At 55.6% G+C, this 24170-nt stretch carries 21 protein-coding genes and 1 tRNA gene; 10 read left to right on the forward strand and 12 right to left on the reverse strand.

Annotation, left to right across the window (positions count from 1 at the left end; all coding sequences use genetic code 11):
- Positions 1-105: 105 nt before the first annotated feature.
- The 6 genes from GOW48_RS11975 to GOW48_RS12000 are packed head-to-tail and all read right to left on the reverse strand — an operon-like array spanning position 106 to position 5767.
- Positions 106-1608, reverse strand: coding sequence for an aldehyde dehydrogenase (NADP(+)) (locus tag GOW48_RS11975; protein WP_170754002.1), 1503 nt, complete (start codon positions 1606-1608; stop codon positions 106-108).
- 13 nt (positions 1609-1621) lie between these two features.
- On the reverse strand, positions 1622-2734 hold the full coding sequence (locus GOW48_RS11980; RefSeq protein ID WP_170754004.1) for a fumarylacetoacetate hydrolase family protein: 1113 nt from the start codon (positions 2732-2734) through the stop codon (positions 1622-1624).
- A gap of 1 nt (position 2735) precedes the next feature.
- Entirely contained in the window at positions 2736-3566 is an 831-nt protein-coding gene (locus GOW48_RS11985; RefSeq protein WP_170754006.1) for an amidohydrolase family protein, read from the reverse strand.
- A complete protein-coding gene (locus GOW48_RS11990; RefSeq protein WP_170754008.1) occupies positions 3563-3991 on the reverse strand; it encodes an RbsD/FucU family protein in 429 nt (142 codons plus the stop codon). The genes GOW48_RS11985 and GOW48_RS11990 overlap by 4 nt, the downstream gene beginning before the upstream one ends.
- Positions 3981-5033 carry an aldo/keto reductase gene (locus tag GOW48_RS11995; RefSeq protein WP_170754010.1) on the reverse strand — a complete coding sequence of 351 codons (1053 nt, stop codon included), beginning with the start codon at positions 5031-5033 and terminating at the stop codon, positions 3981-3983. Before GOW48_RS11995 ends, GOW48_RS11990 begins: the two co-directional genes overlap by 11 nt.
- Positions 5030-5767: a GntR family transcriptional regulator gene (locus GOW48_RS12000; RefSeq protein WP_234899474.1), complete on the reverse strand. Its 738-nt coding sequence runs from the start codon at positions 5765-5767 to the stop codon at positions 5030-5032. Before GOW48_RS12000 ends, GOW48_RS11995 begins: the two co-directional genes overlap by 4 nt.
- Positions 5768-5851: 84 nt before the next feature.
- On the opposite strand from GOW48_RS12000, the gene GOW48_RS12005 reads away from it, so the two are divergent.
- The 6 genes from GOW48_RS12005 to GOW48_RS12030 all read left to right on the forward strand — a co-directional run bounded on the left by GOW48_RS12005 (position 5852) and on the right by GOW48_RS12030 (position 13665).
- Positions 5852-7405, forward strand: a complete 1554-nt coding sequence (locus tag GOW48_RS12005) for a UxaA family hydrolase (protein WP_170754012.1) — start codon at positions 5852-5854, stop codon at positions 7403-7405.
- 39 nt (positions 7406-7444) lie between these two features.
- Positions 7445-8971 (forward strand): sugar ABC transporter ATP-binding protein, encoded by a 1527-nt coding sequence (locus GOW48_RS12010; RefSeq protein WP_170754014.1) that lies wholly within the window; start codon positions 7445-7447, stop codon positions 8969-8971.
- Positions 8968-9975: an ABC transporter permease gene (locus GOW48_RS12015; protein WP_170754016.1), complete on the forward strand. Its 1008-nt coding sequence runs from the start codon at positions 8968-8970 to the stop codon at positions 9973-9975. The genes GOW48_RS12010 and GOW48_RS12015 overlap by 4 nt, the downstream gene beginning before the upstream one ends.
- 41 nt (positions 9976-10016) lie before the next feature.
- The gene (locus GOW48_RS12020; RefSeq protein ID WP_170355084.1) at positions 10017-10961 is read left to right on the forward strand and encodes an ABC transporter substrate-binding protein; all 945 of its coding nucleotides are present in this window, start codon (positions 10017-10019) and stop codon (positions 10959-10961) included.
- A 197-nt stretch (positions 10962-11158) separates the two neighbouring features.
- Positions 11159-11809 carry a GNAT family N-acetyltransferase gene (locus tag GOW48_RS12025; protein ID WP_331251813.1) on the forward strand — a complete coding sequence of 217 codons (651 nt, stop codon included), beginning with the start codon at positions 11159-11161 and terminating at the stop codon, positions 11807-11809.
- Positions 11810-11919: 110 nt separating this feature from the next.
- The gene (locus tag GOW48_RS12030) at positions 11920-13665 is read left to right on the forward strand and encodes an adenylate/guanylate cyclase domain-containing protein (RefSeq protein WP_170754020.1); all 1746 of its coding nucleotides are present in this window, start codon (positions 11920-11922) and stop codon (positions 13663-13665) included.
- A 54-nt stretch (positions 13666-13719) separates the two neighbouring features.
- Here the strand turns inward: GOW48_RS12030 and GOW48_RS12035 are convergent, their stop codons facing one another.
- The 5 genes from GOW48_RS12035 to GOW48_RS12055 all read right to left on the reverse strand — a co-directional run bounded on the left by GOW48_RS12035 (position 13720) and on the right by GOW48_RS12055 (position 18856).
- A complete protein-coding gene (locus tag GOW48_RS12035) occupies positions 13720-14292 on the reverse strand; it encodes a pentapeptide repeat-containing protein (protein WP_170355087.1) in 573 nt (190 codons plus the stop codon).
- A 139-nt stretch (positions 14293-14431) separates the two neighbouring features.
- Entirely contained in the window at positions 14432-15733 is a 1302-nt protein-coding gene (locus GOW48_RS12040; RefSeq protein ID WP_170754021.1) for a gluzincin family metallopeptidase, read from the reverse strand.
- 31 nt (positions 15734-15764) lie between these two features.
- Complete coding sequence (locus tag GOW48_RS12045; RefSeq protein ID WP_170754023.1) at positions 15765-17078, reverse strand: TfuA-like protein; 1314 nt, start codon at positions 17076-17078, stop codon at positions 15765-15767.
- A complete protein-coding gene (locus GOW48_RS12050; protein ID WP_170754025.1) occupies positions 17075-18280 on the reverse strand; it encodes a YcaO-like family protein in 1206 nt (401 codons plus the stop codon). The genes GOW48_RS12045 and GOW48_RS12050 overlap by 4 nt, the downstream gene beginning before the upstream one ends.
- Before the next feature lie 324 nt (positions 18281-18604).
- A complete protein-coding gene (locus GOW48_RS12055; RefSeq protein ID WP_170754027.1) occupies positions 18605-18856 on the reverse strand; it encodes a hypothetical protein in 252 nt (83 codons plus the stop codon).
- A 495-nt stretch (positions 18857-19351) separates the two neighbouring features.
- Between GOW48_RS12055 and GOW48_RS12060 the strand changes: the two genes are divergently transcribed.
- Positions 19352-19603 (forward strand): hypothetical protein, encoded by a 252-nt coding sequence (locus GOW48_RS12060; RefSeq protein WP_170754029.1) that lies wholly within the window; start codon positions 19352-19354, stop codon positions 19601-19603.
- 26 nt (positions 19604-19629) lie between these two features.
- Here GOW48_RS12060 and GOW48_RS12065 read toward each other — a convergent pair.
- Positions 19630-19714, reverse strand: a tRNA-Leu gene (locus tag GOW48_RS12065).
- Positions 19715-20010: 296 nt separating this feature from the next.
- On the opposite strand from GOW48_RS12065, the gene GOW48_RS12070 reads away from it, so the two are divergent.
- The 3 genes from GOW48_RS12070 to GOW48_RS12080 are packed head-to-tail and all read left to right on the forward strand — an operon-like array spanning position 20011 to position 24146.
- Entirely contained in the window at positions 20011-20418 is a 408-nt protein-coding gene (locus GOW48_RS12070; RefSeq protein ID WP_174821893.1) for a hypothetical protein, read from the forward strand.
- Positions 20419-20421: 3 nt separating this feature from the next.
- A complete protein-coding gene (locus tag GOW48_RS12075) occupies positions 20422-22434 on the forward strand; it encodes a dynamin family protein (RefSeq protein WP_170754041.1) in 2013 nt (670 codons plus the stop codon).
- An 8-nt stretch (positions 22435-22442) separates the two neighbouring features.
- Entirely contained in the window at positions 22443-24146 is a 1704-nt protein-coding gene (locus tag GOW48_RS12080) for a dynamin family protein (RefSeq protein ID WP_170754050.1), read from the forward strand.
- Positions 24147-24170 lie beyond the last annotated feature (24 nt).

The following is a 24170-nucleotide window of genomic DNA, read 5'->3' on the forward strand; positions in this document are numbered from 1 at the left end:
TCCACCATCCTTTTAAACTGTGATTACCCGCCCCCGATGACCGCGGCACCCGAAAGATGGGTTGCCACATACATCATAAATGGGAGCGGGCGGACTCGCCTTCGGTTACATCTGCTCGGGCAAAAGCGCGACAGGAATATCCTGATAGCAGACCGGACGCAGGAAGCGACGGATCGACAGCGTGCCCACAGAAGTTGCACCAAAATTGGTCGACGCGGGGTAGGGGCCACCATGCACCATGGTATCACACACCTCGACCCCGGTAGGGAAGCTGTTGGCCAGCAGACGCCCTGCTTTACGCTCTAGCAACGGCAGCAACGCCTGTGCGTCGGCCGTATCACCCGCGTCCAAATGCAGGGTACAAGTCAACTGACCTTCGATGGCGCGCGCCACCTGCAGCATCTGGTCGGCATCGCGAACACGTACAACTATACCCAGAGGGCCAAAGACCTCTTCCTGCAGCTTGTGGTCGGCCAGCCAATCGTCGCCCGAGACGGTAAACAGATAGGGTGCCGCGTCGCGGGTTTCGCAACTGGTGCCAATGATCTGAGTCACGCCGGTGCCGGACGCAACGCGCGATACGCCATCGCGATACGCGGCGGCAATCCCGTCGGTCAGCATGGTCTGGTTGGCAACAGCGGACAGGCCGGTTTCAGCCGCCGATTGGAACGCATCCGCGTCCGGCCCGTCGATCACAACGGCAATACCCGGATTGGTGCAGAACTGCCCCGCACCCATGGTCAGTGAACCCGACCAACCCGTCCCGATCTCGGCCCCGCGCGCAGCGGCGGCCTGAGGCAGGATGAACATCGGATTGACCGAGCCCAGCTCACCAAAGAAAGGGATCGGCTCATCGCGTTGCGCGCACAGGTCGAATAGGGCACGACCACCGCCAAGGCTGCCGGTAAAACCCACGGCCCGGATTAGAGGGTGCTGCACCAAACGAGTGCCCACATCGCGCTTACCGCCTTGAACCAGCGAGAACACACCCGGATGCACACCGGTCGCCTTGATCGCGGCATCAATGGCCTGCGCCACGATCTCACCCGTGCCGGGGTGCGCCGAATGGCCCTTGACCACCACCGGACAACCCGCGGCCAGCGCCGCAGCGGTATCCCCACCCGCGACCGAGAACGCCAGCGGGAAATTCGATGCGCCGAACACGGCGACGGGGCCCAGCGGGCGTTGGATCATCTTCAGATCGGGGCGGGGCAGGGGCGCGCGGTCCGGCATAGCCGGGTCGTGGCGCAGGTCCAGATAGTCGCCCTTTTCGATATGATCTGCGAACAGGCGCAGCTGGCCGACGGTGCGGCCACGCTCACCCTGCAGACGCGCCTCGGGCAGGCCGGTTTCTTGCGTTCCGATTTCGGTGATGGCATCGCCGCGGGCGTCGATCTCATCAGCGATTTTGCGCAGCAACGCGGCGCGATCCGCACGCGAAGACCAACCAAAGCTGGCAAATGCCTCTTCAGCGGCTTCGACGGCTGCATCAACCAACGCAGGCGTGCCCACGCAAAAGTCGTGGCTGGGCCCGTGCGCCGGTTCCGAGGTAAAAGGAGCGTCGGTCGCGACCCATTCGCCCGCGATCAGGTGTTTTCCGGTCAACATGTTCAAATTTTCCTTAAATCAGCCCGCGTTGGGCCAGGTTTCGCATCAGATGAGACGCCCCGAACGTCCATTCCGGGCATTCCGTCGACAGGCGCACCGTATTGGTCAGAGCGCCCAGTTTGTCGTTTGCAATCGTGACAGCGTCACCGATCTTGTGAGTGAACCCGCCACCCGGAGTGTCACGATCCTGCGTCGGAGCGAAAAGCGTTCCGAGGAACAGCATGAACCCGTCCGGATATTGGTGATGACGCCCGACGGTTTGCTTCACCAGATCCGCGGGATCACGGCTGATTTGGGACATCGACGAATTTCCGTTCAGCACAAACCCATCCGGGCCGGTTACAGTCAGGGTCAATTCGGCATTGCGCACGTCGTCCAGATCAAAGTTGTCGTCGAACAGGCGGATCATGGGTCCGATGGCGCAAGAGGCGTTGTTGTCCTTGGCTTTGCTCAGCAGCAAGGCTGAGCGCCCCTCAACGTCGCGCAAGTTCACATCATTGCCCAGCGTCGCCCCCTTGATTTCACCCTTGGACGTCACAGCCAGCACGACTTCGGGCTCGGGGTTGTTCCACGTCGAAATTGGGTGGAGCCCAACATCCGCACCGAATCCAACCGAGGACAGTACCTGCGCCTTGGAAAACACTTCGGCGTCTGGCCCGATGCCAACTTCCAGATACTGGCTCCACAGACCTTCCGAGATAAGCGCCGCCTTTACCTGTGCCGCATCTTCCGAACCGGGCACGATATTGGACAGGCTGTCACCAATACGGGCACCAATGCGCTTGCGGATGGCTTCGGCCTTGGCCGGGTCGCCGGCTGCCTGCTCTTCGATGACACGTTCAACCATAGAGCCGGCGAACGTGACACCACAGGCTTTCACCGCCTGCAGGTCACAAGGCGCCAGCCATTGATGTTCCCCATCTAGCGGCCCGAGCGTCTCGCCCGAAGCCGAGCGCACGTACCCCGCGGCATCGTCCATTTCGAGGATGTCGCGCACGGTCGGTGCAGTTTTCGAGGTGATGTCGACAACCTGACCATCGCGCAGGGTTACGACAGCAGGGCCAACACCGGGGCGTTCAACACGCCCGAGCCACAGCCCGTCTGAATCCAGTTTAGGAGAAGTCATTTCAGTCCCTGAGGTTATAGGCACGGGCGGCATTACCGCCCAGAACCGCATTGCGTTCGTTTTCCGAGAGATCGCTCAGAAGTGTGTCGGTGGTGTCCAACCAGCGCTGATATGTGCTTGCCAAGGTACAAACTGGCCAGTCGCTGCCCCAGATCAGGCGTTCCGGGCCGAACGTGTCCAAGAGGTGCTGGACATACGGGCGCAAGTCGTCAGTGCTCCAATCCGCAGCTGCTTCGGTCACAAGGCCGGACAATTTGCAATAGACCGAGGTTTCCTGCGCCAAGGTCGCCATATCCTGAGCCCATCCGTCGATCACACCATCGCTTATCAAAGGCTTTGAGCCGTGGTCGATGACCACGCGCATCTCGGGATGGCGCGCCAGCAACTGACGCAGAGGGGCCAGATGTTGGGGCAAAGTCAGTGCGTCAAATGTCAGGTCGTTCTGCTGAATGGCCAAAAACGCAGCAGACAATGCGTCGTCCAACATCCAAATGGGATCAGCTATGTCCTGAATCATCGGCCGCAAACCGACAAGCGCCGGATGCGCGGACAGCGCCTTGATCTGATCGGCCACGTCCTCCGCTTCGAAGTCGACCCACCCGACTACCCCTTTGACAAAAGGCGTGTGGTCCGCCAGAGACAACATATATTCCGTCTCGGCCACAGTCGGCGCCGCCTGTACAAGAACGGTCCCCTCGATCCCAGCCGCTTCGATCAAAGGGGCTAGGTCTGACGGACCAAAGTCCCGACAAATCGCGGCCAGTTCCGAAGTGAGCCAACCATAATCGCCCCGAGCCAAAGCCCAGAAATGCTGGTGCGCGTCGATCTTCATCCAATCACACCCTTTTTCAGGATGATGTTGCCATACAACCTGCGCTCACCTGTCTGAACAACGGCAAAAGCTGTTGCGGCGCGATCATAGAACGCGAAGCGTTCAAGACCCTGCACCACTGCCGGGTTGTCTGCCGTTTCATTGATGATCTGCTGAAAATCCGCGACCGCCTCTGGCACAGCATCGGGGTCTCCGACCACCTGCATCGTCAGTGCTGGGTCCGGCACAAAATTGTCCAGTGGCATCACCGACAAAACTGCGCGCAGGATCTCACTGACCGACGATCCGTCGGCCCGAATGCAGAGCGTTCCTGTACTCGTTCCCGGAAAATTGGCGTCCGCGATCACGATTTCATCGCCATGGCCCATCGCACGCAAGGTGTGCAGCAATTCGGGTGACAGGATCGGGTCGATGTCACGCAGCATCGGCGGCCTCCGAAGGAAGCGGGGCATCAGGCCGGATCAGCCCTTCGCCCCGCAGGTCGGACCAAAGGCCGGCAGGAATCTCGCGATCTAACAACGCGACATTGGCCTGCACCTCTGCGGCGTTTACCGCGCCCGGGATCACAGTTTTGACGGACGGATGCCCCAACACGAACTGTAATGCCGCCGCGATCAGAGGTGTCTTGTGCGCCTGACATAAAGCTTCGATGTTGCGGACGCGCTGCAAAATCTCCTCTGGCGCATCATCGTAGTTGTATTTTGCGCCCGGCACTGCACCGGTTGCCAGAATCCCCGAATTGTAGGGACCGCCCAGGATAATTCCTACGTCACGCTTTTCACAAAGCGGCAAAAAGCTGTCCAGCGCCTCTTGTTCCAACAGGGTGTAGCGCCCCGCCAGAAGGAAGCCATCGAAATCGCCCAGACCAAGTAGTTTTTCGCAAACTTGCCATTCGTTCACGCCCGCTCCGATGGCTGCGATTTCACCGGCGTCACGCAGCTCTACCAGCGCTTTGTAGCCGCCGCCGTCAAACAGCTCGCGCACCTTGGCATCGGACAGCTCCTGACTGCCCTGGCTGAAAACGCAGACGTCATGGATCAGCAGAATATCCGCGTTGGCCACCCCGATCCGTTCGCGGCTGGCCTCGTAGGAACGCATCACTCCGTCATAGGTATAGTCAAATACGATCCGCTTTTGCGGCACGTCAACAAAAGCCTCAGGGGTCACTTCATGCGGTTCACAATCCAGCAGAAGTCGCCCGATCTTGGTCGACAGCTGGATATTTTCGCGTCCAAAGCGGGCGATTGCTTCGCCAAAGCGTTGCTCGGAGCGTCCAAGCCCGTATTGCGGTGCAGTATCAAAAAAGCGGATACCCGCATCATAGGCCGCCTGCAGGGCCGCTTGGGCGTCTTCGTCGGAAACCTTACGATAGAGGTTCCCCAATGGTGCGCCACCGAAACCCATGCGGGTCAATGGTACAGGGCGCGCCGTGCGGTTGTTCAGTAATTCTGTAGTTGAAGCGGTCATCCTGCCTCTCGTTCGGTTTGGAGCGATAAGTTGAAAAGGTGGGGTTTTTCCTGACGCAAGACTTCGATCCGAGGCATGAGCTGGCCCATATGGCGGCGCATGGCCTGCTGCGCCATGTCTTCATCGCGCTCTACTATTGCGTTGAATATCGACCGGTGCTCATCAAGCGTTTCAACGATCCGGCCTGGCGTCGGCAGCAGCAGCATACGTGCGCGGCTAACCTGAAGGGAAACGGTCTGCGCAACATCTGCCAAACGGTGGAAACCCGTGAAATCCATCAGCAGAGCATGAAATTCCTCATCGGCCTGATAAAAGCCCGAGATATCCTCATCCTCGACCAGAAGCTCTTGCAAACGCATGTTGCGACTTAACCTGCGACGCTGATCCTCGGTTAGGTCGCGGGCGACTTTGGCAATTGTCGCCAATTCTAACGCTTCGCGCAGAAACATGCCTTCGCGTATCTCTGACATCGAGAAATAAGAAACTCGGGTTCCGGATTGCGGAACGACGTCCACCAACCCTTCTGCATCCAGTCGCGCGATGGCTTCGGCAACCGGCGCGCGGGACACGCCAAGCCGTTCGCATATCGGCGCTTTCCTGAGGTTCGCTCCGGGCGCAAAGTCCAGAGACAGGATTGCGCGTTTGATAGACAAATAAACACGGTTGGCCAACGAACCTTCGGTCGATGAAATGTCACGCAAAAGCGTCGCGTCGATATCTTGTGGCTTATTCATGAAAGTTGATCTAGCATACTAACATGTTAGTTGACAAGTATGTGATCGCAGTTTAGCAATCACTGGCAAGCAAGCAGGAAAACGATGCAAGCAGATCAAGAAATAAAGGCTTTCACGCCCCCGACTCGCGATACGGTGAAGCTGAGCCCCGATGACAATGTCGTTATCGCACTGCGTGAACTGCAAGCAGGCGAGCAGCCCAATGACGTGCCGGTTCCGTTGGTCTCTCAGATTTCGCGAGGCCATAAAATCGCGGTTGCGCCAATTTCCAAAGGGCAGAACGTGATCCGCTATGGTCAGATCATTGGTCAGGCGAAATCGGATATTGCGCCCGGTGACCATATTCACGTCCACAACCTGGGCATGGGCGCGCATCAACAGGATTATGCCTACGCGTCCGCAAACTCCGCGTTACCCGCAATTGCGGAAGAGCGGACTTTTTTGGGCTACCACCGCGCGGATGGCAAAGTGGGAACACGGAATTACATCGGGATTCTGACCACGGTGAACTGCTCGGGCTCGGTTGCACGGTTCATCGCCGAGGCAGCCGAGAAATCCGGAATGCTTGACGAGTTTCCCAATGTAGACGGCGTGGTCCCGATTGTGCACGGCACAGGCTGCGGGATGTCCGGTAAGGATGAAGGGTACGCGACCTTGTTCCGCACTCTTGCGGGCTATGCGCAGCATCCTAACTTTGCGGGTATTCTTCTGATCGGTTTGGGATGCGAAGTTATGCAGGTGGCCGATCTGGTGGGGGGTCGTCCGATCCGCCCCGATGGTGCTCTGCGCTATATGACTATTCAAAACGAAGGCGGAACGCGGCGCACGATTGACCGAGGCTTGGCCGAGATCAAGGGTATTGCCGAACTTGCCAATCAAGTGACGCGCGAACCCGCGCCAATCAGCGAAATTACGGTAGGGATGCAATGCGGAGGCTCGGACGGGTATTCGGGCATCACTGCAAACCCTGCATTGGGATATGCATCCGACCTGCTGGTGCGTCACGGCGGAACGACAATCCTGTCGGAAACGTCCGAAGTATACGGCGCCGAGCATCTTTTGACTCGCCGCGCCGAAACGCCCGAAGTTGGCGCCAAGCTGATCGAGCGCATCCAGTGGTGGGAAGACTACACCGAACGCAACGGCGGCGAGATGGACAACAATCCAAGCCCCGGCAACAAGCGCGGTGGACTGACAACCATCCTCGAGAAATCTCTGGGCGCGGTTGCCAAAGGCGGCACTGCTCCTATGCGGGACGTCTATAAGTTTGGCGAGATCGTGGACAAGAAGGGCTTTGTCTTCATGGACAGCCCAGGTTTCGACCCGTGTTCGGTGACGGGGCAGGTGGCCTCAGGCGCGAACCTGATCGTTTTCACCACCGGGCGGGGTTCGGTCTCGGGCTATCAGCCGACGCCTTGCGTCAAGCTGGCAACGAACTCTGAGATGTACGCACGGATGGCCGACGATATGGACCTGAACTGCGGTGACATCGTCACCGATGGTGTCAGCATCGAGGCGAAAGGAGAAGAATTGTTCGAAATTCTGATCCGCGTTGCCTCAGGCGAGAAAACCAAAAGCGAAGAGCTTGGATTTGGGGGGGTCGAGTTTGTCCCCTGGCAGATCGGCGCGGTAATGTAATTACGCACCCTGGGGGATGAGGGTAGCATGGGAGGGAACATGACAAAACTGGTCGACATGACGGGGATCGAAAAGTATTTCCCCGGCGTGCACGCGCTGAAAACGGTGCAGTTCGATCTGTTTTCGGGCGAGGTTCACGCACTTATGGGCGAGAACGGTGCCGGGAAAAGCACGCTGATGAAGATCCTGTCGGGGATTTATCAGCGCGACGGTGGTGATCTGGTGATCGAAGGCAAGTCGGTCAGCCCGACCACGCCCGGCGAAGCGCAGGATCTGGGCATCGGTATCATCCATCAGGAACTGAGCCTGATGAATGATCTGACCGTAGCGCAGAACATCTTTATCGGTCGGGAGCCCCGCAAGAGCTTTGGTCGATTGGACGAGGCCGCGCTAAACGCACAGACGGCCGAGATTTTCGCCTCGATGAACCTGTCGCTGGATCCAAAGACATTGGTAGGCAGCTTGACCATTGCGAAACAGCAGATGGTCGAGATTGCCAAGGCGCTGTCTTTCCGGTCCAAGGTTCTTATCATGGACGAACCCACAGCGGCCCTGAACGATGCCGAGATCGCCGAGCTGTTCGTAATCATTCGCCGCCTCAAGGCCGAAGGCGTGGGCATCGTCTATATCAGTCACAAAATGGACGAGCTTAAGCAAATCGCCGACCGCGTCACCGTGATGCGCGATGGCGAATATGTGGGCACCGTAGGCGCGGCTGAGACACCAATCAGCCAGATCATCGCCATGATGGTGGGGCGTGAGGTGAACGAGAAACCTCTGGACGTGCCCGATCTTGGCGACGCCGAAGTTTCGCTTGAGGTGTCCGGTCTAAATCGCGGCAAAGAGATCAAGGATGTCAGCTTCTCGGTCCAGAAGGGCGAGATTCTTGGGTTCGCGGGCCTGATGGGGGCCGGTCGGACCGAGGTTGCGCGCGCGATCTTCGGCGCGGATGTGAAGGACAGCGGAACGATCCGCGTTCATGGCCAAGAGGTTTCGATCAAGTCGCCCAAGGATGCCGTGACTGCGGGCATCGGTTATCTGTCCGAGGACCGCAAACATTTCGGGCTGGCCACCGGCATGAACGTGCGCGACAATATCGCGCTGGCTTCGATGGATCTGTTCACCGGCACCGGAGGGGTGTTGAATGACGGTGAAATCAGCACCACGGCCAAGGGATATATCGCACAGCTGGGCATTCGCACGCCCTCGGACGTGCAAGAGGTCCGACTGCTGTCAGGGGGCAATCAGCAAAAGGTTGTGATTGCAAAATGGCTGCTGCGCGATTGCGATATCCTGATCTTTGACGAACCCACGCGGGGCATCGACATCGGTGCGAAGTCCGAGATTTACAAGCTGCTCGAAGAACTCGCAGAGCAGGGCAAGACTATCATCGTGATCTCGTCGGAACTACCCGAGATCATGCGCCTGAGCCATCGCATCGCTGTGATGTGCGAAGGCCGACTGACCGGCATTCTGCCCGGCGGAAAAGACACCACTCAGGAAGACATCATGCATCTGGCCACCCAACGTGCGGCGGCGATGCAGGTAACGGGGGCACCACAATGACCACGGCAACAGACGTTGAAAAGAAGAAACCACTCGCGGGACTGTCCGACAGCGGCGCGTATCAAAAACTACTGGCATTCGCCAGTTTGATCGCGCTGCTGATCGGCTTCTCGATCGCGTCGCCAAACTTCATGCAGACCTCGAACATGATCGCCATTTTGCAGGCGACCTCGGTCAACGGGGTGCTGGCAGTGGCGGCAACGCTGGTGATCATCACCGGGGGGATCGACCTGTCGGTGGGCACGCTGATGACCTTTTGCGCCGTGATCGCAGGCGTGGTGCTGACCTATCTGGGGATGCCCCTGCTGCTGGGCGTGGCGGCAGCCATCGCGGCGGGCGCGTTCTGTGGGCTTTGCTCGGGCACTTTCGTTGCCAAAATGAAGATCCCGCCTTTCATCGCCACGCTTGGCATGATGCTGATCCTGAAAGGCCTGTCGCTGGTCATCTCGGGTACGCGGCCGATCTATTTCAACGACACGCCGGGCTTTGACCAGATCTCACGCGGGTCGCTGATCGGAGAGATTTTCCCGGCTCTGCCCATCCCGAACGGCGTGCTGATCCTGTTCCTGGTGGCGATTGCAGCGTCTTACATCCTGAGCCGGACGGTTCTTGGCCGCTACACCTTTGCCTTGGGTTCGAACGAAGAAGCAGTTCGCTTGTCCGGTGTGAACACCGACGCTTGGAAGATGCGCATTTACGCTCTGGCGGGCGCAATCTGCGGCATCGGCGGCATATTGATTGCCTCGCGCCTGAACTCGGCGCAGCCTGCGCTGGGTCTGGGATACGAGCTTGAGGCCATCGCGGCCGTGGTGATCGGCGGCACGTCGCTGTCGGGTGGACGCGGTACCATTCTAGGCACGCTGATCGGCGCACTGATCATGGCGGTCCTGACCAACGGCCTGCGCGTGCTGTCCGTGGCGCAGGAATGGCAAACCGTTGTCACCGGCGCAATCATCATTCTGGCGGTCTATGCCGACATGGCGCGGCACAAAAAGTCCGGCTGAAGAAACCAAATAACAAACGACCAACTGTGGAGGAGAAAAACATGTTTTCACGTCGTTTCATTCTGGGGGCGCTGAGCGCTGCCACCCTTGCAGCCCCGGCCTCGATGGCCACTGCAGAGGAAATCTATATCCCGCTGGTATCCAAAGGTTTCCAGCACCAGTTCTGGCAGGCCGTGAAATCCGGGGCCGAGCAGGCGGCAGACGAATACAACGTCACAATTACTTTTGAAGGCCCCGATAACGAAACCATGGTGGACCGTCAGATCGACATGCTGGCCGCTGCACTGGCCAACAACCCCAAAGCCATCGGCTTTGCTGCACTAGACAGCCAGGCGGCTATCCCGCTGCTGCGTCAGGCGAATGACAAGGGTATCCCGATCATCGCGTTCGACAGCGGTGTTGACAGCGACATCCCGCTTTCAACAGCTACCACCGACAATCTTGCTGCGGCCGGGCTGGCCGCCGACAAAATGGCTGAGAAAATCGGCGGCAAAGGCAAAGTCGCCGTTGTAGCACACGACCAAACCAGCCGGACCGGTATCGACCGCCGTGATGGCTTTGTGAACCGTATCGAAGAAAAATATCCCGATATCGAAGTTGTCACCGTTCAATACGGTCAGGGCGACCACCTGAAGTCGACTGAAGTTACCAAAGCGATCCTGACGGCCAACCCTGATCTGGACGGCATCTTTGGCACCAACGAAGGTTCGGCCATTGGCGTTGTGAATGGTGTTCAGGAACTGGGAACCGAAGGTCTGGTCATCATTGGCTATGACAGCGGCAAAGCGCAGAAGGATGCGATCAAAAGCGGCCTGATGGCTGGCGCGATCACGCAAAATCCCGTCGGCATCGGCTACGAGACTGTAAAAGCAGCGGTCTCCGCGCTGAATGGTGAAGAAGTCCCGGCCCTGATTGACACTGGTTTCTACTACTACGACGCGTCGAACATGGATGATCCGAAAATCTCGGCCGTTCTGTACGACTAAAGCCATCCACTCACGGTGACTTTTCCGGCCCGCCAATTTGGCGGGCCGGATGTCGTTTGGATTTTCAAAACGCAGTTTAAACTAAAGAATCGATCTGGCGATCGCTGCCAGTTTCGCAATGAAACTTAGAAATTGCGCAAGGAATGTGCTACTGTTCCCGATATAGTTGTTTTTATACGTTAAAGGTTATTGCTTCTGTGTCCGATAAATCGAAAAATCTGTTTCGGCTTCGACCTTTGGAAAGGGCTGATGTAGAAACCGTCGCGCCTTGGTTCCAAAACATTGAAGACCTCGCTCTGTTTGATCGAACATCCCGCATTCCCCAAAACCGCCTCCAGACTGAAGACAGTTGGAAAGATGCTTTCACATCTGAAGGTTCCGGCTGCAAATGCTGGTTCATTGTTGAGTCCGAGGAAGAAGAAGCCTTGGGCATGGCTGGTCTCGAGGGGATTTCGAATATCAATCGCGACGCGGTCGTTGCAATGTTTGTACACAAGTCCGCACGTCGACACGGAGTTGGAATCCGAGCAACCGCGATGATCGTTGACTTTGCGTTCCGACAACTCGGCCTGAATCGCTTGACTTCATATTACCGCGCCGACAACCACAGCAGCCGTGACCTTGTCAGTAGAATTGGCTGCCAGGTCGAAGGTACAATGCGGCAAGCTTGGTTTGCGGATGGAGAGTTCCACGACATGATTGTTGTGGGCATCCTAAAGGACTACTGGATGCAGCACAGAGAAGTTCTCGCCTCGGAATTATCCACGGATACTGTCGTGGAAATGGGAGCATCGGCCTCATCAAACTGGTCATGGCCACCCAGGTTGGCAACAGGCAGCGAAAGGTAGAAACAGCCGACAGTCGAAAAAACTAAAAATTGCTATATGTTGAAACGGGTGCCTATTTGGCACCAATTAAACGAGTATTGCCTGTGAATACCTCTAGTCCGAATTTTTCAATGACGCAAAAGCTCGGTGCTGTTTTGTTCGCCGACGTGGTCGGCTATTCCCGCTTGATGAGCGAGAATGAGCTGGACACATATAACGCTCTGAAATCGTTACTATCTCATCTTGAAACATGTTGTGCAAAATATGAGGGGCGGGTCGTCGAAGTACGTGGAGATGGGCTGCTTGCCTTATTTGAAACGGCCACAAGCGCAGTTGAATTTGGCATCGAACTGCATCGGATCGCAAGCCAACACAACGAAACTCGAACAGATGATCAGCGAATCAAATTCCGCGCAGGCGTTCATCTCGGTGAAATTCTGATCGATGATCGCGGGATTCACGGCGACAATGTCAATATCGCGGCGCGGTTGCAGGAAATTGCAGAACCCGAGCGTGTTTACGTCAGCTCTGCAGTCTATGACCAAGTCTGCAACAGGCTGCGGTACGGCTACGAATTCCTGGGCCCCAAGCAGTTAAAAAACATACTCAATCCTGTCTCGACCTATTGTGTGCGCAGCGAAGTTGCAGGCGCGACAATGGCCGGCACCATGCGCCCGGAAACGCCCACGAGTCAGGTTCTAGAACGACCGGACACTCCGTCCGTTGCGGTGCTTCCCTTCGGCAGCCAAGGCGGAGATGAATCCGACAGTTGGATTGCCGAAGGCATGACCGACGACATCATCATGAATCTGTCAAAGTTCAGGAACCTTTTCATAATCGCGCGAAACTCCTCTTTCTTTTTCAAGGCACAATCGATGCCTCCAAAAGAGGCCGCCCAGCGATTGAATGTACGCTACATCGCGCGGGGCAGCGTCCGCCGGTCGGCCAGTCGAATTCGCATTTCGGCGGAACTGGTGGACGCCACCACCGAACGGACGATTTGGGCGGAACGGTTCGACCGCAGAATCGACGATATTTTCGACATATTGGACGAGGTGACCGAGTGCATCGTTGCAGCGACCGCCGTGATGATCGAGTCCCATGAAAAGCAGCGAATGATCCAAGCGATGCCATCCGACCTCGAAGCGTACAGCTCGGTTCTTCAGGGGCAGCATCACATCTTCAAGTATACGCGAAACGACAATCGCAAGGCGCAAAGCTTCTATCAATCGGCACTGGAACGCGACGAAGGGTATGCCCGCGCGGCCGCGGCGCTGTCGCGCACCCTGAATATAGACTGGCGGTACTCCTGGACAGAAGACCCAAGCACCGCGTTGGATCAGGCTCTGAGATTTGCGCAACGTGCTATCGAGCTCGACCCGACTGACGCGCGTGGGTTTGGCGAACTGGGTTATGTCCACCTGTATCGCAAAGATCACGATGCATCGATCCAGTCATACCAGCGCGCCTTGGCGCTGAACCCAAATGATGCAGATATGCATTCGGACTATGCCGACGCGCTGGCGCATTCGGGCGACAACGAAACAGCAATCACCCATCTGCAACAAGCAATGCGGCTGAACCCGTATTTCCCGGATCAATATCTGTGGCACCTTGGCGGGGCATATTACAACCTTCGCCGCTACGAGGATGTTATCGAAACAGTCAACAAAATGAACAACCCAACCGAAGGCCAACGAATGCTTGCAGCGAGTCACGCCCAGTTGGGCAATATGGAGATGGCCCGGTTGATTGCTGACAAACACCGTGAGGCGCATCCAAATTTTTCTTTGCAACGGTGGGCCAAGGTTATGCCCGACCGTTTGGAAGACGATACCCAGCATTTTGTCGAAGGATTGAAAAAGGCCGGGTTCTGAATAAGAAAAAGGGCGCGACGAGCGCGCCCTCGTTACATTGATCGTAAGCGACCCTCAGTCGCCGCCCCGGACTTTGGCCCCACTTACTTTGGCGCCGCTAACCTTTGCGCCTGATACTTTGGCACCGCTTACCTTAGCCCCGCTCACTTTGGCTCCAGATACCTTTGCGCCACTGATCGCCGGGCTATCGAAGCCGAAATAGATATCCAGTAGGACTTGCTCGAACTGGCCAGCCATCACATCCATGCGCATGGTCTGATCGGACTTGTCGTAGTTCCAAACACGTATGTCATCAGCAACCTGATAGTCTGCGGCTGCAACCCCACCAATAGACGGGTTTTTCGGGGCCCGTGATGCGTTGTCGTCTGGAACGTTTGCTTTTGCAACTTCCTTACCGTCACCATGCACTAGAAAAATCACAGGTTCGGGAAGGTCATAATATGTGCCTTCGTAAGCAAACCCATAAATTTTTGCGAATTGTGCTTTGTTGTTTCCTTCATCGCCCAATTGCTTTTCCAGATGCTTGTTGTTGCCCTGGCCGTTGTTCGACTTTGCCGTATAGCTCAAGTCTTCCAATACTCTTCCGTAAATCAACACTTCTGAAAAACTGAGTAATGTCTCCGCCATAAACTCATCTCCCAATTGCGGTCGAGATGCACCAACCACCTCGCCCTCCACCACGACCCAAATTATAGACGGGCCAACAAATCCAAAAAATCATCCTATTCCTAAATGCCATAATTTGAATTGAAAAAAAAGAACTTACTCACTCTGTATCCGGCACCAAAGTTCGAACCGAATTGGCATGACTGTCTTCGTCTGGGTTCGGCAAACGCGGACCTGCCGTCGTCAAACCGATATCGCGCATCCGAAAATTACCCTCTATTATTTGCCGGAATGCGCCGCCGGTAATTTCCTGATCCACAGTAACTAGTGCTTTTTCGACACCAAAATAGCTGAGGGTATCAGCATCCAATAGGCTCCAGGTATCAGCTAAATAGGTCCCCAAGTAGTCGCGCGCCTCAAGTAGGGCAACGCGGAAACCCTCGGGGTTTTCCGCGTATCGCTTGTCAAAAACGTTTTGCATGATAGCGCTGTAATCGGGCGAGTCTTCCAATTGGTCCGACAGATCCTCTTCCTCAGGTGAAATCAGACCGTGTAGCAAAAGGCGTTCGTGATAGATGTCGACGAAAATGTCGAACATTGCTCCGGTCAACGGCTCAGAAAGGGCATGTTCGCTGGACCAACCCGAGGAAAATTCCGAGAGGGATCTGTTATTAGCCGCCGTTCTGATTTGCGCGTTTTCGGACAATTCTGCAAATCGATTCAATCGGTTGAATGTGTAGAGATTGCCCCGAGTGTTTTCCAACAGCTTTTCAACAACTGATCCAAAATGCAAAGACGCCAACAGCGCGACCAGATCGGCGGCGGATTCATGAAACCCGTAATACTCGCCCGAAGCGTCGCCATCGGCGGGCATTCCAATCACGCTATAAATTATGGCGTGACCAATTTCATGCGCCACGACATCGAAATTCAGACTGTAGGGGCGGTATTCGTTACCGTGCTCATGTGTTCCACCGGTTTCCAGAAAGCCCCACCCAATATGAGCATTGTCTAGGCTGGGTAATAAAGACAGTTCCAAACGGTCGAAATCACGCGCGAAATGCCACGGGATGGGGCGGTCGAAATAGCCTTGCCACACATCCATGGTGAAATGAGCGGAACCGAAAAGATGCGCCGCTTCGAAGGACGGATCGGATGGGTCGATATGGATGAAATTTCCCAGTTCATCTGGCATTGCAGGCGGTTGTATATATCCATCCCACGGGGGTAGGTACATGCCCGGTCCGTTGGGACCTGGAACAATGGCACCATAGGGTGTAGTTTTACCAACCGGATTCACCGTGTACATACGCGGACCAGAAGGTCCGGGACCGATGCTGCCTTGTGGTGCAGATATCTCGACCAGTTCCAATTCCGCGTCAGGTTCGAGAAAAGGCGACTGTGGAAAAAGCAAAAACCGAGTGCCCGGTTCCTCATTCTCCGTTTCTTCGGGTAAGTTCATAATGCGCCCTCCCGCTTGGTTCGCTGGTCCGTCACGCGCCAGAAGGCGACGAGCTATCGGTCCTATGGCAAAATAAAAACTCGGCTTCTATCAAATCGAACAAGGCATCCCGATCGGGAAGTCCCAATGAAACTGCGTATGAGTCAAAATCATCCGGTATGTCCCGGTCAAGTATTGTTTCAAAATACCACAACACCATCGACAACCTTTCGGCGTTCGCCATTTGGCTGGTCGAGAGGGATAAGGCTGCCTTTTCTTTTGCCCGGTCGCGAAACTCGGCATAACGGCCGGCACGGCATAGTTCAGAAATGAGCTGAACCTCAATCCGGTTTTTTCTATCGGCAATCGCCCCTTCAATTCGAGTATTATCGATCAGCATGGCCTCGTAGCTATCAAGACTTAGATCGTTGTCATCGAGCCACCGCATTAAATCGGAATGACGTGGCAGACCCACGCTGGCCCGGTGGAGCGACATTTGGCGCATGACCGCGTCTCGGTCTAGCGAGTTTCCAGGACGCACATCCGCTTCCTGCGCCAATAGGCTTAGCGCGGCGCGTTCGCGCAATCTGGAAAAAAGCTGAGGGTTCAGGCGCAATTCATCCAACACCGCGTGACCGTAGGTTGTTTCTCCATCAACCCGGGCGCGCAACCCCTTCCAAACCAGCGTCCTTTCCATTCGAATTGGGTTTTCTAATGATGGGGTAGATCTGGCCAAGTGTTCGGCCATCTGTCGAAGCATTGCACAAGCGTCCTCAGCCTTCGCATCGACCTGCCCGGTTTGCACCCAAGCTTGGAAGTCGGCGATACCCTTAAGATGACTGAGGGCCTGGCAGATACTTTCCCAGCTTCTTTGCTGGTAATGAATGCTTTTTGCCACGCCTAGCATTTCATCAGCATTCGCCAAAGACACCAGCCCGTCGGCCACCGCCTTTGCCACCGTCGCACGCACCGACACCATCGGGACACTAAGCGCAGGATATCCAAGCTCTGCTGGTCCATGCAGGACGGCAACTTCATCATCGTCCTGCAAAACATCCGCGCGGTAGTCTTCGAAAATCTGCCCGACACCGATCATTCCCATGTCCGACAGCTCTGCAGCCCTGAGCGCACCCATACTGGCGCTTCCGAAGACTGGTATACCCTGCTCCATAGCCCAAAGAATTTCCTTGTGCCAAACCGACGGCACCCCTTCGAAATATCCGTCGATAATCCCGATAGCATTTGGTCGGTCGCGCGCGGCCCGATAAACATCCCCCTGCCGAACCGGAGGGAGTATCGTGGCCTCCAAATACTCTGCTATCCTTTCATGGGGCAGAGTGGGGCCGACAAATACAACGACACTCATGCCTGGGCACCGCCAACAGCGTTCGCACGGCGCCCCGGAACATAATCGGGGTCATCATGCGGGGCCTCAAGACCGGGAATAATCGCCCTGACAACCGAAATATCCAATTCTGAGCGAGACAGATTGACGACTACTGTTTGAGCAAGTCCAACCTCGCGCAAACGGTTCAGTAACAACTCTATATCTTCGTCAAATGAATCGGTTGAGTAGGTGGCGCACTCTGAAAAATCCTGCAGCGGAGAGGTTTCTTTGATCAGGTTCTGTACAAAAGCGCTCCGATCAATTTTTGCCTGATCAGTAAACTCTGACGGATCCAAATCATCCCGTGCCCCAGAGATATAGGTCAGACGTGTCTGCGCAGCTTCGGTCACCGCGCGCAAAAGTGCAATCGCACGATCCGGGTGACACCCATCTCCGATGCCAATATGGCCGGTCTTACCTTCTGGTTCGCAGATCACACAGCGAAAACAAGCGATGCCAACATCAGACGTCGTGTCCCAAAGACCAATCTCCAACCCCGCATGTGAGATCATGTTCAGAGCCTGTTGGCATCGGTCGTCTTCAATTGTCCTGACATCTATCCGATGTGGATTTACCATATGATGCCAGAGGGTTGTCGCGTCTCTCTCAATCACTTCACAGATTGCATGGCAACTTGCTTCGGTCACCGTATTTCCAGACGCCAGCCCATTGGTGGTTCTTGGAAAAGCGCAATGCCCTCCAACTGGGGCACTGGTGTAATCCGTGTCTACCATCTCTAAAGGAACCCAACAGTCTAACTGTGTATTCAGTTCATGGCCCTGAACCCACATAATAGCTTGATCTGGATCGAAACGCCCTCCGGCCACACGGGGCAGGGCGTCAATGTCAATAATAAAGGCCCGCCGGATCAGATCATTGTAACGGGCCAACTGTTGCGGAAGTTGAATCTGTTCTGCATGCCAGGACTCGATCGCCTCCATGACGCCTGAAGCCCGGGCCGCGCTAAGCGACAAGCCTTTTCCTAAAGACACTGCAACCGACCGAGAGTTTGGTCGCGTCACCATAACCGTCGGCAAGCCTATTCGATCCAGACCTGTCAGGTTGGCCACTCGCGTAATACCCATCGCCTTCAGGTGTGGCTTGACCAAGCTGAGCGTTTGTTCAGGGTCACGCGCCCGATGCGTGTCCAAAATGTATTTTTTCTGTGAGTTTAAGGACATGAGACGAACCCAGAACAAACCAATCAGGTGTTTAACATGATGTTGAAATCAATATGAAACACGATGGTTGATCAAAGATCAGCGGTCAACAGTAACACGTAGAGCCAAGCAGAGTTGTCACGATTTTTAACATAACTATCATTAAGCCTATCTGGCGAGAGGAAGCGAACACGTCCTAAACTAGGGTCGCCACAAATACCCTACCTTGCTCAAAGCAACTGAAACGAGGATGGGCCCAAACAGAGCTCAGTCTATGTGAGTGTCTGTCTGATGTCAGCGCCAATGGGACAGTTCGGGTCGATTTGATATGAGCGAGTTTCTGGCTCATCGTACGGCCCCAATGGCGGGCCACTTTTTCCAGGTCAAGGTCATCGGAATCGGTAACCGCTTGTCCCACCCGACAAAGTCGCAGGAGTAGTTGATATCGGCCCTGCCGTCGAATTGCTGCCTGTCCGCAACAGGTAAAACCCGTCTCAAACCGACGAGCATTTTCTTTACCAAAGCTCGCTCGACACCCTGAGCATTGGTTGTTGCCAACCTTTCGGCCATGTTCAAAATCTGGTGCTTTGCGTTCATAGCAGCCCCTTCTTTCTAAGCCAGCCCACAAAGCCGCCACGAGATCTTGGAGCCATTTTTTACAGCAACCATTGCTGCGGCCTTTAGCTCTGTATCAGAGGCACCAGCTGCCCATAGAAGCGTGATACTCAGCGCTTCTGACGCACCTTGAGGTCCAATGGCGGAACCAGTCGCTGTGGTGTCCGTTGGCTCTTTCTGCTACGTCATACGCGGTCTCAGTGGGTAACGATCTGAGGCAAATGTAAGCCAATCCTGCCAAATCTTCTTCGGACAACAGGCGCGCAAGGACGTTCTGAGACCTTAGCCAATTTTCGGTATCACCAAGCACAAAACAGGCCCTTGTAGTCATCATGGCGCGATCCCTGCGGTCCAGTTTTGCCAGCTCTGTGGGCCAGGAGGCAACAACTTCGGCAAAGTCCTTCATTCGCCCTGCCCCTCCACCATTTGAGCCGCTAAGGCGATGGATGCCGCCCTAGCCAACACAGGAGGGGAAGGATGACGATTCAGACACCGATAGTCACAGACGAAGCTAAGTTCGATGCAGGCACTCAAGCCATTAGGTCAACCCACTGGCCATTCGGCAGACGCAAATTCCATGAGATGGTGAAAGCGAATCTCATTAAGCCGCATTTCGCGCATGCCGGCGCCCGGCCGATCTATTACGTGGAAGAAATCGACGCCGTTTTTCAGCCCCTAGCGTGTGAAAAGCTGGGGCGACAGTGGGGGCCAAAACTATACAAACACTAATTTAATTAATGATTACAATTTATACTTGGTGCGGGTGGAGGGACTTGAACCCCCACGCCTTGCGGCGCCAGAACCTAAATCTGGTGCGTCTACCAATTTCGCCACACCCGCATCCTAGACAGAACCTGTCAGAGTGATCGGGTGAATAGCAAAGCTTGAAAGCAAGTGCGAGAGGGAATTTCATCCAGAGCAAAGGTTTATTCCACGATTTTCAAAGAATCCTACGCACGAAATGCACGCACCACATTTGCGCCACAATTCAAACGCCAAAAAATCTTATTCGCGTCAAAATAACACCGCCTTGCCAGTAGTTGATGGGGGCTGAGGACTTACCGAGTCTTTTTGCCTTTGGGCCACATACGAGTTTCCAGCTCAACTTCAACAAAAGGGTCGTAACTGTGACCAACATGATGAACTCTGCTGCTACCGAGCAAGACGCCGTTGGTCTTGCACGCGAAAGTTTTCTTGGTGAACTCAAAACCCTGACCAAAGATCATCCCGACACAGGGTTTGGTATCTCATTGCGGACCCATTCGGGTGGCCACTACCTGTTAGCCAATTCCCGGATGCCTCTGCCTAAGACCAAATCCGCAGGTTTCCCGACCGGCCGTCGTCTTGCCTGCCTGGAAAACAGTGAGTGTTTCAGCTCGATCGAAGTGCTTGCCGATTCCGGAGCCTATGAAACAATCACCCCTGTCGACGAAGCGGCGATACTGGGGAATGCTTTGAACCTGATCGCACGCATCGATACGCTGACCAGCACCCAGCCCGATCAGGTCCCACACCATATCGCCGCGACCGGAACCGGAGGCTGAACTATGGCGCGCAATGACCATCTTTTGTCCGTTGGCAACGAAGCTCTGACGCCTATGACGTCGGCCATGTCCGCGCTGACGACGCAGATCGACCAGCTGACTGAGGTGGCAGACGCGCGCTCGACCGCCCGGCTTGCCACGCTGAAAACTAAAATCGAAAATTTCACTGCCAGCGTTACGTTGGTTGGTCAGGTTAAGGCGGGCAAGTCTTCGATTGTCAACATTTTGGCCGGGCGCCCTGCCCTGTTGCCCTCTGATGTAAACCCGTGGACCTCGGTGGTCACGACGTTGAACATAAACACCCGGACCGAAGGCGATACACGGTCCAAGTTCACGTTCTTCGAGCAGGAAGAATGGGACAACCTGATGATCGGTGGTGGTCGTTTGGGCGAACTGGCAAATCGTGCTGGGGCAGACGACGAAATGGACGATATCCGCCGTCAAATCGGCGAGATGAAGGATAAGTCAGAAGAACGCTTGGGCAAGCATTTCGACCTGATCCTGGGGCAAAGCCACCAATACGACTACTTCGACGAAGAGCTTATCCAGCGCTATGTCTGTCTGGGTGATGAGGATGATCCGGACATCAATCCGAAAACCGGACGATTTGCCGACGTCACCAAGTCCGCTGACCTGTTCATGGACATTCCGCAGTACCCAATTTCGTTGAAGCTCTGTGACACACCCGGCGTGAACGATACATTCATGGTGCGCGAGCAGATCACTCTGCGCAGCCTGCGGGGGTCCGAAGTCTGCGTTGTCGTTCTGGCTGCAAGCCAGGCGTTGACAACTATGGATATGGCGCTGATGCGCATTATCGCGCAGTTTGAAAACCGCCAGATTATCCTTTTCGTCAACCGAATTGACGAACTGGCGGACCCTGTAAATCAGGTTCCGGAAATCCGAGATCGCATCCAAGACACGCTCAAGCAAAACAACATCGACGCCAACACCAGCGTCGTTTTTGGCAGCGCGCTCTGGGCCGAGGCAGCGATCACCGGGAATCCCGATATCCTGACCGAGGAATCGCGCGAGGCTTTGAACACTTTCTATCTGGCCGCCGGGTTTGGCGATCAGGCACCCTCACTCGACAAAATCTGGGCGCTTTCGGGCTTGCCAGACCTTTTGCTGGCCATGAATGAACGGATCGCGGAGGGGGCGGGCAACCGCCTTCTCGAGCGCGTCCGCCACAGGGCGCGCAATATTGCAAGCCAAATCCGCGCCACTGCAGTCGCCAAGAGCCTGTCTAATAGCGACGGCATTGTCCGAGACCTGGATGGTGTGTCGACCGAAGAGGCAATCGCAAAGATCACCGAACAATACGAAAAGAAAGTGGCGGAACTGACCACGTCACTACGTGACAAAGTGATCGAACGTCTGAAGTCGGCGGAATCCAATTTTGTCAAACGTGCAACGGACTCTTTGATCTCTCATCTCGAGCAGAATGGAGAAGAAGGCACGTGGCAATATGATCCGGCAGGATTACGCACCTTGCAAAAAGCAGCCTATTTCAGCTTTGCACGCTCGATGCGCAAGGAAGCCGGTTCGCTGTACTCAACCGCGGCCTCGGATGTCGAAGCCCTGTATCAGAAGCTCTTGGGCAATCATCTAGGCGAGTTTGCCATCGAAGCCCCCATCGTGCCACGGGTCCCGCCCCCATTGGGAATTGGCCGGACCATCGCACTGGATTTGCAAAGCACATGGTGGCGTCGTTGGTGGCAGCGTCGTAAAGGGTTCGAAGCCTATGCTGCGGACTATACGCGGTTGATAGCTTCCGAGGCGAATTCGATCACCAAAGACATCGAAGAAAACCAGGTTGCTGCAGTGTTGGAAAATGTCCGTGCTGTTCTTTCAGACTTCTTGCGTGAGCAGAAAGAGACATTGCTGAGCATTTCGGCCTCGGCCGAAGCCGTTCCAAATCCAAACGCAGCACTGTTGGCGGGTGGGGCGCCCCAGAAATCGCGGGACGATATCCTGGGCGATATCCTGAAAGATCTTAGCAACGAGGCAGCATAAGTAGCGACATGGCAAAAGATTCACAAACCCGCTTCGTTTCATCCAAGGCATGGGAACGCGTCGAGCAATGGTCCCGCCGCAAACCTATCTTCGCTCTTATGGGCGAATTCAGCGCCGGCAAATCCACCTTGATGAACTTTCTACTGCGGTCGCACACGCTGCCAACGCAGGTGACGGCAACTCAACTGCCGCCGGTTTGGTTCAGCTGGGGCGATCAATCTGCTTACGTTCAGCGCGACGATGGCTCGCGCGATGATATCACGTTGGATCAACTGGAAACCGTCGGAGTGAACGATGCTCAGTTCATTCGGATTTTCCTTGAAGCTGACATTCTGGAGGCCGTTGATCTAATTGACACGCCCGGTATCTCGGACCCCAAAATCTCGGACGATGTCTGGCGGCGCGCCGTTGGTCAGGCCAATGGTGTGTTGTGGTGTACCCACGCGACCCAGGCCTGGCGCGAGACCGAACGCGCAACATGGGTGGCGTTGCCAGAACGGCTTCAGAATAACTCGTTACTGTTGGTGACGCGTGCCGACGTGTTGGGCCCCAAGGATCGGCAAAAAGTCCTGCGCCGCGTCAATCGCGAGGCCGGGCATCTGTTCAATCGCTCGATCTTGTTCTCGGCTCGTGATGCAATTACCGCACGCGACAAAAGCGGCGATGCCGAGCTTTGGGCACGCAGCGGCGGCGGCAAGATGGTCGACAGCTTCCTTGAGATTACGGAACAGATCATGGACCATCGCGCCGATCTTCTGGCGCGGTACCAGATTGACGACAGCCTATCTCCCATGGCGTTGCATGATCGTGTTGACGAGATTCAGCAGGACCAGTCTTCTCCATTGCAGTTGGTGAACCCGGAAGTCGATCCATTCGAACTGGATCGCGACGAAGTTGTCACCAGTTTCCCCGTGCGCCCTGCCCGCGTGGAATTGCGCGCTGACGACAGTGAACGCGCTCCTCGTATCGAGCCCGATGAGGCAGATCGCCTGAGGGCCGAGATGACCACCAGTACAGTTGACGCGGCACCGATTGCGGACACGCAGGAAGAAGAGGACGATCTGCGCGCTTTCTTCCGCGAGTCGCCGAGCCCTACGCTGAATCTGACCGATGCACCGCTAAACACGTCCGACGAAGATGAGTATGACCTGTTGGATGAAGAGGACTTCGAAGACGAAGACTTAGTCGCAGAGGTCGCGGCTGAAAACGCTGAACAGGATGAAGACGTTTCCGACACCTTTATGGTTTCGCTTGAAGATAAACTGTCGGCGACACCTGAACAGACGGAAAATACTCGGGAAGTTGCAGAAGAAACACCCGCTGAAACATCGGTTTCTTCTATCACGGCGCTCATGGCCGAGCAGGCGAAACATAGCGAAGAGTTCGAGCCAGAACCCGAGACCTCGGGGTTGATCGATATGCAGGTCGTTTCGCTGCCGAACGGGTCGGAACCACCGGTCCACAAGGAGCGACTGGAGGATGTACTGAACGCTCCCGCGGGCTCTCCTCTCAGCGCCGCCGCCATGTGGCGCGAGATCTCTGAAGATGAGGAGCTGCCGCAGGACGCCGAAGGTTTGAAAAAAAAGTTCATGTCTTTCCTGGACGAATACGATCAGATCGCGGCGGAACACTTTGCGCGCGGCACCAAATCCACGGTGACACCATTGCCTGAGGCAAACAAAAACGGCGGGGCCGAGTGGCATGTATTGTAACAGGTTTCTGAAATAGAAAAGCAG

It is taken from the genome of Ruegeria lacuscaerulensis, assembly GCF_013033355.1.
In the GTDB taxonomy this organism is placed as follows: Bacteria; Pseudomonadota; Alphaproteobacteria; order Rhodobacterales; family Rhodobacteraceae; genus Ruegeria; species Ruegeria lacuscaerulensis_A.

What these genes read in the sequence shown, in the direction of transcription:
- GOW48_RS11995 (WP_170754010.1), bottom strand. Translation starts at nt 5,033, where the DNA reads ATGACCGCTTCAACTACAGAATTACTGAACAACCGCACGGCGCGCCCT.
- GOW48_RS12035 (WP_170355087.1), bottom strand. Translation starts at nt 14,292, where the DNA reads ATGGCGGAGACATTACTCAGTTTTTCAGAAGTGTTGATTTACGGAAGA.
- GOW48_RS11990 (WP_170754008.1), bottom strand. Translation starts at nt 3,991, where the DNA reads ATGCTGCGTGACATCGACCCGATCCTGTCACCCGAATTGCTGCACACC.
- GOW48_RS12060 (WP_170754029.1), top strand. Translation starts at nt 19,352, where the DNA reads ATGACGATTCAGACACCGATAGTCACAGACGAAGCTAAGTTCGATGCA.
- GOW48_RS12020 (WP_170355084.1), top strand. Translation starts at nt 10,017, where the DNA reads ATGTTTTCACGTCGTTTCATTCTGGGGGCGCTGAGCGCTGCCACCCTT.
- GOW48_RS11985 (WP_170754006.1), bottom strand. Translation starts at nt 3,566, where the DNA reads ATGAAGATCGACGCGCACCAGCATTTCTGGGCTTTGGCTCGGGGCGAT.
- GOW48_RS12075 (WP_170754041.1), top strand. Translation starts at nt 20,422, where the DNA reads ATGGCGCGCAATGACCATCTTTTGTCCGTTGGCAACGAAGCTCTGACG.
- GOW48_RS12010 (WP_170754014.1), top strand. Translation starts at nt 7,445, where the DNA reads ATGACAAAACTGGTCGACATGACGGGGATCGAAAAGTATTTCCCCGGC.
- GOW48_RS11975 (WP_170754002.1), bottom strand. Translation starts at nt 1,608, where the DNA reads ATGTTGACCGGAAAACACCTGATCGCGGGCGAATGGGTCGCGACCGAC.
- GOW48_RS12045 (WP_170754023.1), bottom strand. Translation starts at nt 17,078, where the DNA reads ATGAGTGTCGTTGTATTTGTCGGCCCCACTCTGCCCCATGAAAGGATA.
- GOW48_RS11980 (WP_170754004.1), bottom strand. Translation starts at nt 2,734, where the DNA reads ATGACTTCTCCTAAACTGGATTCAGACGGGCTGTGGCTCGGGCGTGTT.
- GOW48_RS12030 (WP_170754020.1), top strand. Translation starts at nt 11,920, where the DNA reads ATGACGCAAAAGCTCGGTGCTGTTTTGTTCGCCGACGTGGTCGGCTAT.
- GOW48_RS12015 (WP_170754016.1), top strand. Translation starts at nt 8,968, where the DNA reads ATGACCACGGCAACAGACGTTGAAAAGAAGAAACCACTCGCGGGACTG.
- GOW48_RS12070 (WP_174821893.1), top strand. Translation starts at nt 20,011, where the DNA reads ATGATGAACTCTGCTGCTACCGAGCAAGACGCCGTTGGTCTTGCACGC.
- GOW48_RS12055 (WP_170754027.1), bottom strand. Translation starts at nt 18,856, where the DNA reads ATGAACGCAAAGCACCAGATTTTGAACATGGCCGAAAGGTTGGCAACA.
- GOW48_RS12040 (WP_170754021.1), bottom strand. Translation starts at nt 15,733, where the DNA reads ATGAACTTACCCGAAGAAACGGAGAATGAGGAACCGGGCACTCGGTTT.
- GOW48_RS12005 (WP_170754012.1), top strand. Translation starts at nt 5,852, where the DNA reads ATGCAAGCAGATCAAGAAATAAAGGCTTTCACGCCCCCGACTCGCGAT.
- GOW48_RS12050 (WP_170754025.1), bottom strand. Translation starts at nt 18,280, where the DNA reads ATGTCCTTAAACTCACAGAAAAAATACATTTTGGACACGCATCGGGCG.
- GOW48_RS12080 (WP_170754050.1), top strand. Translation starts at nt 22,443, where the DNA reads ATGGCAAAAGATTCACAAACCCGCTTCGTTTCATCCAAGGCATGGGAA.
- GOW48_RS12000 (WP_234899474.1), bottom strand. Translation starts at nt 5,767, where the DNA reads ATGAATAAGCCACAAGATATCGACGCGACGCTTTTGCGTGACATTTCA.